We start from the raw sequence: 12343 nt of genomic DNA on the forward strand, positions 1-12343 counted from the left end.
CTCGGAAGGACGACTGGAGGGCATTGATGCACTACATGTTCCTGATCTACAACTGCGAGGACCGGCCGGGGCCCGGCGACCCGCGGTTCGAGGAGATCCTCACGCGGGTCAACGCCTTCGCCGACGAGTGCCGGCGCCGGGGCGTGTTCGTGGCGGGCGACCCGCTCAAGCCCGCGAGCACCGCCACGACCGTGCGGGTGCAGGCGGGCAAGGCGATGTTGACGGACGGGCCGTTCGCCGAGACGCACGAGCACCTCGGCGGGTACTACCTGCTCAACTGCCGTGACCTCGACGAGGCGCTGGAGCTCGCCGAAATGGTTCCGCAGGCGCACTTCGGCTCCACGATCGAGGTGCGGCCGGTCGACCACATCCCCGGTTTGAACCACGGGGTGGCATGAGCGACCTCGCGTCGGCCGCGGTCGAACGGGTGTACCGCGAGCACCGGTCCCGGATGCTCGCGGCACTCGTGCGAGCGCTCGGCGACTTCGAGCTGGCCGAGGACGCGCTGCAGGAGGCGTGCTCGCAGGCGTTGCGCAAATGGCCACGTGCACAGGTGCCGGACGACCCGTTCGCGTGGCTGCTCACCGTCGCCCGCAACCACGCGCTCGACCGGCTCCGGCACGCGCGGATGGCCCGCACCAAGCTGCCCACGCCTCCGGAACCGGTCACGATGACCGAGAAACAGCTGGCAGACCTGGGCGACGAACGGCTGTCGCTGATCTTCACCTGCTGTCACCCCGCACTCAACGAGGAGGCACGGGTAGCGCTCACCCTCCAGGCGGTCGCGGGGTTCACGGCCGCGCAGATCGCACGGTCGTTCCTCGTCGCCGAACCCGCGCTGGCCCAGCGCCTGGTCAGGGCCAAGCGCAAGATCCGTGACGCGGGCATCACCTTCGAGGTGCCGGCGGACCACCTGCTGCCCGAACGCCTGTCCGGCGTCCTCGCGGTGATCTACCTGATCTTCACCAGGGGCTACACGACGGCCGACGCCGATCTGCGGCTGGAAGCGCTGCGGCTCGGCAAGCTCGTCGCCACCCTGATGCCCGACGAACCCGAGGCGCACGGGCTGGTGGCGTTGATGCTGCTGCACAACTCGCGCAGCGCGGCTCGTCTAACGTCCGACGGCGACGTCGTGCTGCTCGAAGACCAGGACCGCGCGCTCTGGAACGTCGAGGAGATCGCAGAGGGCATGACGCTGCTCGACCGCGCGCTGCGGTTCGGCGCGCCCGGCCCGTACGTGCTGCACGCCGTGATCGCGGCCTTGCACGTGCAGGATCCCGTGGACTGGTCCCGGATCGCCGCTCTGTACGGCGAACTCCTCGTGGTGGCACCGACTCCGGTGATCGAGCTCAACCACGCTGTCGCGGTCGCGATGGCCGACGGGCCGGAGGCGGGGCTCAAGCTGATCGACGGGATCGCCGGGCTGGAGTCCTACCACCTGCTGCACTCCGCCCGCGCCGATCTGCTGCGCCGCCTGGATCGGCGTGAGGAAGCCGTTGCCGCGTACCGGCTCGCGCACGAGCTGGCGGTCAGCCCCGCCGACCGGCGTTTCCTCGCCGGGCGGCTGCGTTCACTGGAGGTGCCCTGATGCGACTCACCGTGCTCGACCACGGCCACCGCCTGCCCGCCCGGATGTTCTTCGGCTTCACGAAGCTCGTCTCGCGGGTCCCCATGTCGGACGTGCCGAAAGCCCTGTTGTACCGCCCCGATTTCTTCGGCGGCGTGTTCCTCGACCTGACCGCGAAGACGATGCGAGGACCGTCGTTCTGGACGGCGGGCGAACGCGAGTACCTGGCGATGCGCACGTCCGAGCGACTGCAGTGCCCGTTCTGCGCCGTCACGCACGCCGAACTGATCCAGATCGCCGGTGATCCCTCGCCGTTGCGGCCGGAGCTGCTGGCCGCCTCGGCTTTTCTCGACGACTTCACCCCGCCCGACCTGCCGCGCGACGCCGCGGTGGACGCGCTGAACGTCAGCCTGGTCTTCCAGGTCGTGAACCGGCTCGCGAACGTGTTCGGGTTCGAGCTCCAGCCCGGCCAGCTGAAGTCCGGCACCCGCTCGCTGCACCGGTTCGGCTACCGGTTCCCGCGGTTCCTCACCGGTCCCGGCGAAGGCACCACGGCCGAACTGCGCCGCGCGGTGCTGGAGGCCCCGGCGCACACGCCGCCGGAACTACGCCGGGCCGCTGCGAGTGGCGAGGCCTGGGGTTCTTACGCCGCAACCGTTCGCACCGCGTCCCACCTCATCACCGACGACGACATCGCGCGGCTCAAGCAGGACCACACCGAGGACGAGATCTTCGAGGTCACCGTCGCGGCCGCCGTTGGCGCAGCTCTCAGCCACTACGACACCGGCAGGAAATTTCTCGGCGACTGATGTCGAGTTCCGGACCGCTCGCTCGTCCTTCGCTCAAAAGCAACGACAACCCCGAGGAGCGAGAGATGTCCGGACAGGTCAACTGGTTCGAGCTGCCCGCGGAGGACACCGCGAGGGCACGGGCGTTCTTCGCCGGCGTGTTCGGCTGGGAAACGAGCCTCATGGGCGACGACTACCACGTGATCACCAACGGCGCGTCGGGCGCGATCGCCGTCAAGGACGCGCAGCTCACCCAGCCGCGCATCTACTTCCACACCACCGACATCGACGCGTCGGTGCGCAAGGTCGCCGAGCTCGGCGGCAAGAGCGACGACGTCCAGACCGTGCCGGACGTCGGCCGCATCGCCCACTGCTGGGACGACCAGGGCACGGCGTTCAGCCTCTACGAGCCGCAGGCCTGAGCGCGTTGGGGTGGCCCGCCATCAGGTGGGCCACCCATGCACCGCTGCACTTTCAGTCCTCTTCGGACTGACGTCCCGACGCGTTACCATGCTGGGCATGTCGGACATCGGCGTGCTCTCCGCGCACCTGCTCTCGGGCTTCCAGAAGGAGCTCTTCACCCGCCTCGCCGAGGCGGGCCACGAGCACCTGCGCCCACGCCACGGCGCGGTCATGGCCTACCTCGCCCTCGACGGCAGCCGCGCGAGCGAGCTGTCCGAGCGCTCCGGCCAGCACAAGCAGGTCATCGGCACGCTGATCGACGAGCTCGAACGCCTCGGCTACGTCGCCAGGCAGCCCGATCCGGCGGACCGGCGGGCAAAACTGGTGGTGCCCACGAAAATGGGCCGCGACCAGATGGTCCAGGCCGCGAGGATCATCAAGGACATCGAGGCCGGGTTCGCCCGCCAGGTCGGCGCCGAGCGGTTCGCCGCCTTCAAGGAGGTGTTCGGCGAGATCGCCGCGCACTACCGCTAGCGGTGTGGCCGGAACGGTGCCGGGAGAATTCGCGGTCAGACGGGTGCATCGGGGGCGGTGCCGCGAGGCGCCCTGCTGAGCGTGAATCACCTCGCCACCGTTCCGGGACGCGCCACTAGCTTGAGTTTTAACCAGTGGGTTGTGGGAGGGCGCCCCTGGTTGATCATGGGTGAAGCCCTTGGTTGATCATTCTTCTTGTCTAGGGAAGAAGATCGCTACCGAGGGCTTCAGTTGATCAGTGTGCAGGATGCCGGTGAGTCCGGTGCGGGCGGGGACCTGTCCTGGTTCCGGCAGGAGTTCTACCGGTGTCTGTCGCGGCGGGCGGACGCGTTGTATGAACTGTGCGACGCGGCGCTGTGCGCGGACGGGCCGGTGCGGTCGATCGCGGAGTTGTCCTTGACCGGCGAGCACCGTCGCGGGCATGGCAGCGGCTATGCCGCGCTGTCGCGCGGCCGGGTCGAGATCGACCGGCTGCGGACCACGCTCGCCGGCACGCGGTTGCCGCGGGCCGCTGACGGCAGGCTGGTGCTGGCGGTGGACATCTGAGGTTCCCCCGAGAACTCGGAGGGGTGATTACCAGGTTCCGGTTGGGGATGCCGGGATGATAGCTGGCTCGAGTTGATCGGCGTGCCAGGCGGCCTCGTACTCGTCAGAGCTGAGCCAGCCGAGCTCTTTCTGGATGCGCTGGGTGTTGTACCAGCCGTCGATATAGCTGAAGATCACGTTCTCGGCCTCGTCGCGGGTGCGCCACGAGTTCCGATACACCAGCTCGATCTTCAACGTGGAGAAGAAGTTCTCCATCAGCGCGTTGTCGTAGGAGTCGCCGACCGAGCCCATCGACGGCAGTATCCCGTTGTCCGCCAGGCGTTGCGCGAAGCGGATCGAGGTGTAGGTCGAGCCTCGGTCGCTGTGGTGGATCAGCTGCCCGTCACGGACCTCGCGGGACCAGACGCCGTACTCCAGTGCGCCGAGCACGAGGCTGGTGTCACAGCGGTCGCTGGTCTTCCAGCCCACGATCCGGTTGGAGAAGGCGTCCCGGACCGCGGCCAGCCAGAACACGCCCTCGCCGGTGGGAATGCGGGTGGCGTCGGCGACCCACAGCCGGTCCGGCGCCGGGGCGGTGAAGTCCCGGTTGACCAGATCCGGTGCCGGTGCGGCTCGTGGATCGCGCCGGGTCGAGGGTGTTCGCCACTTCGTGCGCAGGAACGCGCCCTGCAGCTCGTGGCCGCGCATCAGCCGCTCGACCCGCTTGCGCGACACCCGGATCCCGCGGCGGCGCAGGGTGGCGTGCACCCGCGGGCTGCCGTAGGTGCCGCCGGAGATGGTGTGGATGTCCACGATCTCGGCTACCAGTTCCTCGTCCTGGCGCTGCCGCGGTGACGGGTCTGCCCGGCGCTGGACCCAGCCGTAGTAGGTGGAGGAGGCGATACCGAGGACCCAGAGGATGGCTCGACCCCGAAGCGGCCACGAAGCTGCGAGACGAGCTTCACGACCGTCGCCGGGCCGGGTCGAGTTCCGAGGCGAAAAAAGCACTCGCGGCCTTGAGGATCTCGTTGGCACGCTTCAGTTCCGCGTTCTCCCGCCGCAGCCGGCGCAGCTCCTCCGACTCACCGGTGGTCGGTCTGTCATCCCGCTCCCCGCGGCCGGCCTCGTCCTGCCGGATCCAGTTGCGCAGCGCTTCGTGATGACCCCCGAGCTGCTCGGTCAGCCGCCGGATCACCGGCTTCGGATCCGACTCCCGATACAGCCGGACCGCACGAGCCCTCAGCTCGTCGGGGTACTTCTTCGGTGGTGCCACAGACGACTCCCTTCAGGTCCTATCGGACCATGTTCGAAAGTCTCCGAGCTACCGGGGGAACCTCAGCCAGACGAAGTACCCGCGTCGCGCACGCTGGCCACGACCGTTGTCAGGGGGCCGGGTCGAGCACGACTCCGGCGCCTGCCTGCTGCGCAACCTGGCCGGTTGGCAACAGCGGCGGCCGGTGCCGTGACCGACGGGCCGGTGTGCGCGGCGCACACCGGCCCACCCCCTACGTTGGAGATCGTGAGAATGGATGAAATCGGCCTGGCGGAGTCTCTTGCGGTCGCCGGGCTCGACTACATGGGGATGGTCGCCACCACCGCCACCTACGCGCCGCCAACTCTCGTCACGTTCGCCCGCGCCGGAGGCGGCGGCGAGTTCGTGTGTGCTGAGGAAGTCGCCTATGACGACCCACAGCGGGTGGCGAAGCTGAACGCTGCCTGGATGCAGATGTGCACAGACGCGGGTCTGTTCGACAACAGCCATCGGTTCCTCGTCGGCGTCAAGATCGAGGAGAACGACGACGAGGATCCCGTGTGGTGGTGGGCTGAGGTCGCGCTGATGGACAGGTGGGACCTCGCGGGTGCTGGTGCGGCAACGGGCGTGCTCGGGACCGGAGCCGGCTACCCGGCATTCGTGATGCTGTCGTTGGACGGGAATGTGGTTGTGCGCGCTGCTCGTGAGCAGGGCGGAGTTGGCATTGGTGTACATCGCTGTCCGAACCGCATGCCCGTCCTGCGAAGCCATGGTGAGTGGATGGCCGCTTGGCCAGATTCCCCGGAATTCACTCGGAACGCGATCCGGCGGTGGCTCGACGCGCATCCGGAGTGACCCGGTCGGTCTGCTGGACGGAATCCAACGCGCGGACTCTGATCGACAGGTGCTTTGCTGATGGCCTGCCTCCACCTGGAAGCATATACAGCTCTGAAGGACGCCGCACGCAGAGCTGTGGCCGAAGTGGCGGCCCGCGCGGCCGCCATGGCAGCGATCACCAAGCGTGCCAAGGCAGCCATCGCCTACGCGGCCAAGAACAACCCGCTGCCGCTGCTGCAGGCTGCTCTGAAGCCGCGGATCGCGATGAAGGACCTGGTGTCGTCGGCGCCCAACCTGCCGGCGCGCAAGGTGTCGGCGCTGGCGGAGACGTCCAGGACGTCAACAAGACGTGGGAGATCATCAAGGCGACGGTGGTGAAGCCGGGTACCTCGGTCATCCAGACGGTGGCGGAGGAAGCGGTCTCGGACCTCGCGAACAGCCAGATTCCTGGGCTTGGGGATGCGCTGTCGTTGCTCGGGTAGAAGAAGAAGCGGAATAACGACGCCGCGAAGGACTCCGGCCGCAGCGGCCGCAGCAGTGCATGTCTCGACTCGAACAGCTTCGACGGTGCTACGACGGTTTTGATGGCTGACGGTTCCCGTAAGCCGATCAAGGACGTCAAGCCTGGCGATCGTGTCATCGCCACTGATCCGACCACGGGCAAGACCTCGGTCAAGGTCGTGACGGACCAGCGGGTGCACGAGTCGGAGCGGGAGCTCTACGAGATCTCGGTGCTGACGCTGAAGGGCGTCGGGAAGATCACCGCGACGGATGCGCACCCGTTCTGGGTTTCCTCGCTGCGGAAGTGGAAGCACGCGGAGGACCTGAAGCCCGGGTACCGGTTCACCACGGCGGACAACCGCCCGGCGACGGTGCTGGGGACTCGGTCGTTCTCCAAGGTTCAGCTGGTCTACAACCTGACGGTCGACGGGACTCACACGTACTACGTGGGTGTCGCCGGACGTGGACAGACTGCCGCTGCCGACGTGCTGGTCCACAACTGCGAGACGGGCCCCAGCAGGCCTAAGGCCACGGACCTGCTCCGTTCCTCAAGAACGATCCGTCCTCTACCGAGTCGGTTGAGAAGAACCATGCCAGGTGGAGGGAGCATTTCGGCGACAGCGCCGTCGAACCCGCTGCAGAGCCTGCACGCACCTTTATCGGGGACAACGGCACGATCACTGAAAGAGGTAGCGTCACGCTGTGGGAGTACGGCCAGTACCGGATCGACGTGGAGAACTTCCGCGGTAGAGACGGGTCTCTGCACTTCCAGGATCACGCGGACGACGAAAGAAAATTTGAGTACAACTTCGATGCGGGCGAGTTCGACGGCCTTCCTCGTGCGATCAGCAGAAGAGTCAGGAACAATCCTGGTTATCAGCGAGCCATTCACGGAGGCCTGAGGATCGTCGGCATGGACTGACGTTGCGTGGTATGAAGTAGATCTTGCGCCTGGGGGTGTCGTGGACACACCCCCAGGCATCACCCCAGGGGGGCAGTTGATCTCTGAGATGCCGAACACGCCGATGGTGAGGTATCTCCTCGCCGCAGAGCAGACGGACGTGGAGCTGCCGCGATCGCTCGCTCGAGCAGCGGCTGATGGTTGGGGGGTGCATGAGTCGGGTGCGTACCTGTTGAAGTCCAGGTACGCCGGTTACCACGGCTCAGGGCCGTCCTCCGATCTCATCGGCTACGAGGCGAGGGTGAATGCGTGGGGCATCCCCCATCACGACGATGTGAACGTGCTGGTGATCTGGTCGACCCGGTATGCACGTGAGTGCCTGCGTCAGGCTGATCGGCCGGTGAACGCGCTGGTCTCGTTCTCGGAGCCGCATGACGACGTGCCGAGAACGGCAAGAGTTACGTTCTGGAGTGAGCACCCAGGCCAATTGCCCTATGCGGACGACTTCGAGCAGTGGGACTCAGCCGCGATGCTGTTGACCACCCAGCCACGGACTTTCCTCTATCCACTCGACGACGAGCAGCGTCAACTGATGGAGGAGATGACGGGTGTGATCGTGGCGACTACAGATCTGAGGCCGGCGGAGGCGGTAGCCAGCGTCAATTCCTTCTGGGGTGACCATCGCAGGCTTCTTTACAGCGGTGCGGCAGGTCGCGAAGATGCGACGCATTGGGCCGCGATGGCTCTGAGAACGTCGTGAGCGGACTTGTGGTGCACGACGCGCGGACCACGATCGACAGGTGCTTTGCTGGGCATGCGTCCACAGGGGAGCATGCGCCAGCCGTTGGAGGAGAGCTTGATCTCGGAGAAGGCCAATTTCCGCATGCGGGCGGCACTGCACGCGATCAGGCCCGGCGAAGCACCCCTGCCAGCCTCCCTCGCCACCACAGTCGCCCACGGCTGGACCGAACACGAGTCCGGCGCCTACCTGCTGCGCGAGATGGCCGACCACAGCACCGGACCGAAGAGCGACCTGCACGCCTACGAGGCCCAGAGCAACAGCCAGGACATCCCACGCGGCGACGACCTGGCCGAACTGCTGGGCGTCTCACTGGCCTATGCACGGGCATGCCTCCGACAAGCACAAAAACCGGTCACCGCACTGTTCTCCATCTCCGAGCCGTACGACGACGTCATCCCAGTAACCACCACAGTGACGTTCTGGGCCGACCGCGGCACACGCCCAGAAGGCTTCGAGCACGATCTAAAGCCGTTGATGCTGCTGAGCACCGCGAAGACCGACTTCCTGTACGCGTGCACCGAGGACCACGAGAAGGTCATGGCCGACACCGCCGAGGCCCTCACCGCGCAGGGCTTGTCGCGTGAAGAGTCGGTGAAGCGATCCGCCTGACCAACGGGCACGTGTACATGAGCGGGAGCAGCAAGTCGTCCATCTATGTGCATCCCGCCGTCCAATCGGTCCTCAACGACGTGACGAAGAACGGTGGGCAGGAGTCCAACAACCACGGCCGCTATGGTCTGATCGCGTGTCTGTCGGATGCGATCTACCGTGAGGGGGTGGACGCGGTGCGTGGTGCTGATGTCGCTGCCTTCATCGGCAGACCGCAGGCGCATTCGAGTTACCTGAACGAAATGTTGCCCAGCTCGACCGCGGCGGGGAACCCGAGCGCCCGGAAGTCGTTGTGCGACATGGGCTCGTAGGTGACCTCCTCGGCGAGCACCTCGCTGAACGCCCGCGCCACCTCGTCCCCGGTGAGGTGCTCGGAGCCGAACCCGACCGTGTGCCCGATGGTCTCCGCCGGCCGCTTGAACACACTCGTGACCGCCTTGCCGATGTCCTCACCCGCGATCCCGGAGATCTTGCTCTCCCCCATCGGCAACGACAGCCTCAACCTGCCGTCCTCGCCCCGGTGCGGCGCCAGGTCGCGCAGCAAGTTGTTCCAGTAGAACGACATCCGCACGTACGTCGTCGGCAGCCCCGCCTGCTCGAACAGCGCGTCCGCCTCGCCACCCTTCACGTCGAAGTGCGGCACCTTGTACTTCTCGTCCAGCGTCGGCATCCGGTCGTCGTCCAGCGAGATCACCTCGCGGGTGTCCTCCAGCGTCGACCACACCACGTGCCGCAGCCCCTTCGCCGCCTCGACGAGGTTGCCGACCTCCTCCAGCTCCTTGGCCGCCGACAGGTGCGTGAAGAACGGCGTCACCAGGTAAGCCCCGTACGCGCCGTCGAACGCCCTGCGCAGGCTGTCGACGTCGTACAGGTCCGCCGCCACGACCTCCGCCCCCAGCGCCGCGAGCTCCCCGGCCGCCGCGGAGTCGGTGTTGCGGCTCAACGCCCGCACCGCGAACTCCCCGTCGGCGAGCAACGCCCGCGCTACCGCCCCGCCCTGCACGCCGGTAGCGCCCACCACAGCCACGATCTTCTTCTCGGTCATGCCTCCACAATATAGTCACCGATTAGTGACTATCAACTTGAGTGACCAAAGCGACTCCGCGCCTCCTCGATCTCGCCCAGGTACCGCGTCGTCCACGCGCACATCGCGTCGACCGTGGCCCGCAGCGCCCGTCCCGGCTCGGTCAGCGTGTAGTCGACGCGCGGCGGCACGGTCGGATGCACGACCCGCACGACCAGCCCGTTGCGCTCCAGCAGCCGCAGGTTCTGGGTCAGCATCTTGTGACTGATGCCGTCGACCTCGACCTTCAGCTCGGTGAAGCGCTTCGTCGAGTCCCCGATCGTCTCGATGATCAGCAACGCCCACTTGTTCGCGATGTCGGAGAAGATCTCGCGCGCGAGCGAGTCCGCCCGCGCCAGATCCCCGCTGAGCTGCTTGCTCACCTTCAGGTTCCCCACTCTCGAAAAAGTGCGTTCTTCCAGGTCAACCCTCACTCTCCTACGGTTACCGAGTAACCACAAGAGAGGAAGCCATGTCCATCACGCTCATCAACCCGGACGGCCTGCCGACGATCGACGTCTACCACCAGGTGGCCGTCGCGACCGGCACCAGGACGATCTACGTGGCCGGCCAGGTCGCCTGGGACGCCGAGCCGGATCTCGCCGTCCAGGTCGAGCAGGCCTACGTGAACGTGCACACCGCGCTGAAGGGCGCGGGAGCGTCGTTCAAGGACCTCGTGAAGGTCACCATCCACGTCGTGGACTGGACCCCGGACAAGATGCCGGAGCTCCTCAAGGGCATCGAGAACGCGATGGCCCGCGTCGGGGAGACCGCGAAGCCGCCGGCGACCCTGATCGGTGTGGCAGCGCTCGACGTGCCGGAGCACCTGGTCGAGATCGAGTCGATCGCCGTCATCTGACCGCGTGCGCTCAGCAGAACTCCGCGAGGCCGTCGGTCACCGTGACCGTCACCGTGGTGCGCCCGGCCGGACTGTGCCGGCCGGGCCCGTGCTCCGGCAACCGGGTCTTGTTCGCCTTCACACTCGTGTCGTAGGCCCGGATGTGCTGCGCGCACTCGCACTCGTGGTTCAAGGGCGACGGGCACGCGAAGTCCGACCGCAACCGCGAGACGTCCGAAGCCGACAGCACCGACGACCACACCATGACGTCGTCTTCCTCACCGAACACCACGAAGCCGTCATAGCTGAACGTCCGCAGCTCCCCGACATCGCAAGCCGCGCAGAACAGCACGCGCGTGTAGTCGTGCAGCTGCTCGTACGGCCCGCGCTCGCGAACACCGATGACGATTTCCTGGGAACCGCGGCAGATCAGGCAGTCGTCCGACGGCTCGTGCCACTTGCTCATCGGCGCAGGCCGACGAGCAGCGCGAGCCCGGCCGACAGAGCGATCAACCCCGAGACGACGAGCTGGTTGAGCCAAACGACCCAAACACCATCATCGTCCGCACGCAACGCCACGATGAACAGCCACACGGCGAGAGCGATCGTGATCAGCCGCAGCAACGGCACGTCCAACGGCGCCATCGCCCGCACCATGCCGACCAGCATGACGACGACCGCCAGGCCCATCGACCACCAGTAGGGCCGGAAAGCGTGCAGGGACGCGCTGAAGTGCAGGACCGGTGGCGCGGCGATCAGCCACACACCGGCCAGAAAGGCGGTGACACCGGCCCTGCTCTCGGCAGCTCGTCCGTGTAGATCCCCCACGCGGCAATTCTCACCTCCGGACGACCGGGAGGGAACACCTCATTCGTCGCGGAACGCCTTCATGTTGCGCAGCAACAGATAGGTGTCCTGCAGTTGCGCTGAGTCGCCGAGCGACCGGTAGATGCCCCATTTCGGATGCGCCTGGTCACCGCCCAGCCACGTGTCGAAACCGGACCGCGACGCGTCCACCACCGTGGTCGCCCCGTCCTTCAACGTGAAGCGCAGGCGGCCGGAGTCGGCGACCTTGAGCTCGATCGCGACGTCGATCCACTTGTTGCGCAACGACGCCAGCGGGGTGCTGCCGAGCTTCGCCTGTCCCGCACCGAAGAGCCTCATCTCGACGGTCTCCGCGGAACCGGAACGGAACAACGACATCGTCACCACGGGCGAGGCGACGGCGGTGTGCTTGACCTGGAAGATGTGCGTGAAGCTGGTGGTGCCCTTCAACGAGCTGGGGATGTACATCTGGTAGGTGAAGCGCCAGGTCTCGCCCTTCTTCATGTCGTGGCGGGTGCCGCCGGTCTGGATCGCGCGGACCTCCTGGCGCTGCCGGTCCGATCCGTCCCTGTCGGACTTGTGCATCACGAACCGGTACTGGTCCTGCTCGGCGAAGATGTGCGTGGCGGACGGGTGCGAGTTGGCGCGGTCGTCCTCGATGCCGACGAACGCCTTCAGGCCGGCCGTCGCGGGGTTCGCCGCCCACTTCTGCACGAACGCCGTGGCCCCCACGTCAGCGGACGCTACACCTGCGGCGAACGGCGTGGCCGCGATGGCGAGCGCTCCTCGCATCGCCGTGCGGCGGTTGAACAACTCCATCGGTTCCTCCTCGAACCCAGAAGTTCGAGGCGGCGGTACAGACCACTCTCGGCGACAGACCTCCGATGTGTCAAGGTCCC

18 protein-coding genes and 1 pseudogene are annotated in these 12343 nt (G+C 66.8%); 12 read left to right on the forward strand and 7 right to left on the reverse strand.

The window, feature by feature from the left end; genetic code table 11:
* The first annotated feature begins 26 nt into the window (after positions 1–26).
* The 6 genes from C8D87_RS06330 to C8D87_RS06355 all read left to right on the forward strand — a co-directional run bounded on the left by C8D87_RS06330 (position 27) and on the right by C8D87_RS06355 (position 3837).
* Positions 27–398, forward strand: a complete 372-nt coding sequence (locus C8D87_RS06330; RefSeq protein ID WP_112225867.1) for a YciI family protein — start codon at positions 27–29, stop codon at positions 396–398.
* Positions 395–1588, forward strand: coding sequence for an RNA polymerase sigma factor (locus C8D87_RS06335; protein WP_112225868.1), 1194 nt, complete (start codon positions 395–397; stop codon positions 1586–1588). The genes C8D87_RS06330 and C8D87_RS06335 overlap by 4 nt, the downstream gene beginning before the upstream one ends.
* Entirely contained in the window at positions 1588–2376 is a 789-nt protein-coding gene (locus C8D87_RS06340; protein ID WP_112225869.1) for a carboxymuconolactone decarboxylase family protein, read from the forward strand. Before C8D87_RS06335 ends, C8D87_RS06340 begins: the two co-directional genes overlap by 1 nt.
* A 65-nt stretch (positions 2377–2441) precedes the next feature.
* Entirely contained in the window at positions 2442–2777 is a 336-nt protein-coding gene (locus C8D87_RS06345; RefSeq protein ID WP_109636486.1) for a VOC family protein, read from the forward strand.
* A gap of 97 nt (positions 2778–2874) precedes the next feature.
* Positions 2875–3291: a MarR family winged helix-turn-helix transcriptional regulator gene (locus tag C8D87_RS06350; protein ID WP_233441928.1), complete on the forward strand. Its 417-nt coding sequence runs from the start codon at positions 2875–2877 to the stop codon at positions 3289–3291.
* A gap of 240 nt (positions 3292–3531) precedes the next feature.
* Complete coding sequence (locus tag C8D87_RS06355) at positions 3532–3837, forward strand: transposase (protein WP_233441998.1); 306 nt, start codon at positions 3532–3534, stop codon at positions 3835–3837.
* A 27-nt stretch (positions 3838–3864) separates the two neighbouring features.
* Here C8D87_RS06355 and C8D87_RS06360 read toward each other — a convergent pair whose 3' ends face one another.
* Complete coding sequence (locus C8D87_RS06360) at positions 3865–4851, reverse strand: IS3 family transposase (protein ID WP_112225871.1); 987 nt, start codon at positions 4849–4851, stop codon at positions 3865–3867.
* A complete protein-coding gene (locus tag C8D87_RS06365) occupies positions 4778–5089 on the reverse strand; it encodes a transposase (RefSeq protein WP_112225872.1) in 312 nt (103 codons plus the stop codon). The genes C8D87_RS06360 and C8D87_RS06365 overlap by 74 nt, the downstream gene beginning before the upstream one ends.
* A gap of 165 nt (positions 5090–5254) precedes the next feature.
* Between C8D87_RS06365 and C8D87_RS06370 the strand changes: the two genes are divergently transcribed.
* The 5 genes and pseudogenes from C8D87_RS06370 (at position 5255) to C8D87_RS06390 (ending at position 8718) form a co-directional block, all read left to right on the forward strand.
* Positions 5255–5923: a hypothetical protein gene (locus C8D87_RS06370; RefSeq protein ID WP_215732195.1), complete on the forward strand. Its 669-nt coding sequence runs from the start codon at positions 5255–5257 to the stop codon at positions 5921–5923.
* Positions 5924–5983: 60 nt separating this feature from the next.
* On the forward strand, positions 5984–6283 hold the full coding sequence (locus C8D87_RS06375; protein WP_146771637.1) for a hypothetical protein: 300 nt from the start codon (positions 5984–5986) through the stop codon (positions 6281–6283).
* A 164-nt stretch (positions 6284–6447) separates the two neighbouring features.
* Positions 6448–7308, forward strand: a pseudogene (locus tag C8D87_RS06380) (Hint domain-containing protein); the annotation flags it as partial.
* 96 nt (positions 7309–7404) lie between these two features.
* Positions 7405–8067: a hypothetical protein gene (locus C8D87_RS06385; protein WP_146771639.1), complete on the forward strand. Its 663-nt coding sequence runs from the start codon at positions 7405–7407 to the stop codon at positions 8065–8067.
* A 72-nt stretch (positions 8068–8139) separates the two neighbouring features.
* The gene (locus C8D87_RS06390) at positions 8140–8718 is read left to right on the forward strand and encodes a hypothetical protein (RefSeq protein WP_112225877.1); all 579 of its coding nucleotides are present in this window, start codon (positions 8140–8142) and stop codon (positions 8716–8718) included.
* Positions 8719–8947: 229 nt separating this feature from the next.
* Here the strand turns inward: C8D87_RS06390 and C8D87_RS06395 are convergent, their stop codons facing one another.
* Positions 8948–9763 carry an NmrA/HSCARG family protein gene (locus C8D87_RS06395; protein WP_112225878.1) on the reverse strand — a complete coding sequence of 272 codons (816 nt, stop codon included), beginning with the start codon at positions 9761–9763 and terminating at the stop codon, positions 8948–8950.
* Positions 9764–9795: 32 nt separating this feature from the next.
* A complete protein-coding gene (locus C8D87_RS06400) occupies positions 9796–10179 on the reverse strand; it encodes a winged helix-turn-helix transcriptional regulator (RefSeq protein WP_233439465.1) in 384 nt (127 codons plus the stop codon).
* 74 nt (positions 10180–10253) lie between these two features.
* On the opposite strand from C8D87_RS06400, the gene C8D87_RS06405 reads away from it, so the two are divergent.
* Positions 10254–10640 (forward strand): RidA family protein, encoded by a 387-nt coding sequence (locus C8D87_RS06405; RefSeq protein ID WP_112225879.1) that lies wholly within the window; start codon positions 10254–10256, stop codon positions 10638–10640.
* A gap of 10 nt (positions 10641–10650) precedes the next feature.
* Here the strand turns inward: C8D87_RS06405 and C8D87_RS06410 are convergent, their stop codons facing one another.
* From C8D87_RS06410 to C8D87_RS06420, 3 genes are read right to left on the reverse strand one after another with little or no spacing between them, the layout of a single operon-like run.
* Complete coding sequence (locus C8D87_RS06410; RefSeq protein ID WP_112225880.1) at positions 10651–11085, reverse strand: hypothetical protein; 435 nt, start codon at positions 11083–11085, stop codon at positions 10651–10653.
* Positions 11082–11447, reverse strand: coding sequence for a hypothetical protein (locus C8D87_RS06415; RefSeq protein WP_146771640.1), 366 nt, complete (start codon positions 11445–11447; stop codon positions 11082–11084). The genes C8D87_RS06410 and C8D87_RS06415 overlap by 4 nt, the downstream gene beginning before the upstream one ends.
* A gap of 39 nt (positions 11448–11486) precedes the next feature.
* Positions 11487–12263: a heparin lyase I family protein gene (locus C8D87_RS06420; RefSeq protein WP_112225881.1), complete on the reverse strand. Its 777-nt coding sequence runs from the start codon at positions 12261–12263 to the stop codon at positions 11487–11489.
* Between the last annotated feature and the right edge of the window lie 80 nt (positions 12264–12343).

Source organism: Lentzea atacamensis (genome assembly GCF_003269295.1).
Classification (GTDB): Bacteria; Actinomycetota; Actinomycetes; order Mycobacteriales; family Pseudonocardiaceae; genus Lentzea; species Lentzea atacamensis.

Excerpts from the sequence above, each read along its gene's own strand:
- C8D87_RS06395 (WP_112225878.1), bottom strand. The coding sequence starts at position 9,763 with ATGACCGAGAAGAAGATCGTGGCTGTGGTGGGCGCTACCGGCGTGCAG.
- C8D87_RS06375 (WP_146771637.1), top strand. The coding sequence starts at position 5,984 with ATGGCCTGCCTCCACCTGGAAGCATATACAGCTCTGAAGGACGCCGCA.
- C8D87_RS06405 (WP_112225879.1), top strand. The coding sequence starts at position 10,254 with ATGTCCATCACGCTCATCAACCCGGACGGCCTGCCGACGATCGACGTC.
- C8D87_RS06410 (WP_112225880.1), bottom strand. The coding sequence starts at position 11,085 with ATGAGCAAGTGGCACGAGCCGTCGGACGACTGCCTGATCTGCCGCGGT.
- C8D87_RS06350 (WP_233441928.1), top strand. The coding sequence starts at position 2,875 with ATGTCGGACATCGGCGTGCTCTCCGCGCACCTGCTCTCGGGCTTCCAG.
- C8D87_RS06340 (WP_112225869.1), top strand. The coding sequence starts at position 1,588 with ATGCGACTCACCGTGCTCGACCACGGCCACCGCCTGCCCGCCCGGATG.
- C8D87_RS06420 (WP_112225881.1), bottom strand. The coding sequence starts at position 12,263 with ATGGAGTTGTTCAACCGCCGCACGGCGATGCGAGGAGCGCTCGCCATC.
- C8D87_RS06330 (WP_112225867.1), top strand. The coding sequence starts at position 27 with ATGCACTACATGTTCCTGATCTACAACTGCGAGGACCGGCCGGGGCCC.
- C8D87_RS06345 (WP_109636486.1), top strand. The coding sequence starts at position 2,442 with ATGTCCGGACAGGTCAACTGGTTCGAGCTGCCCGCGGAGGACACCGCG.
- C8D87_RS06390 (WP_112225877.1), top strand. The coding sequence starts at position 8,140 with ATGCGCCAGCCGTTGGAGGAGAGCTTGATCTCGGAGAAGGCCAATTTC.
- C8D87_RS06335 (WP_112225868.1), top strand. The coding sequence starts at position 395 with ATGAGCGACCTCGCGTCGGCCGCGGTCGAACGGGTGTACCGCGAGCAC.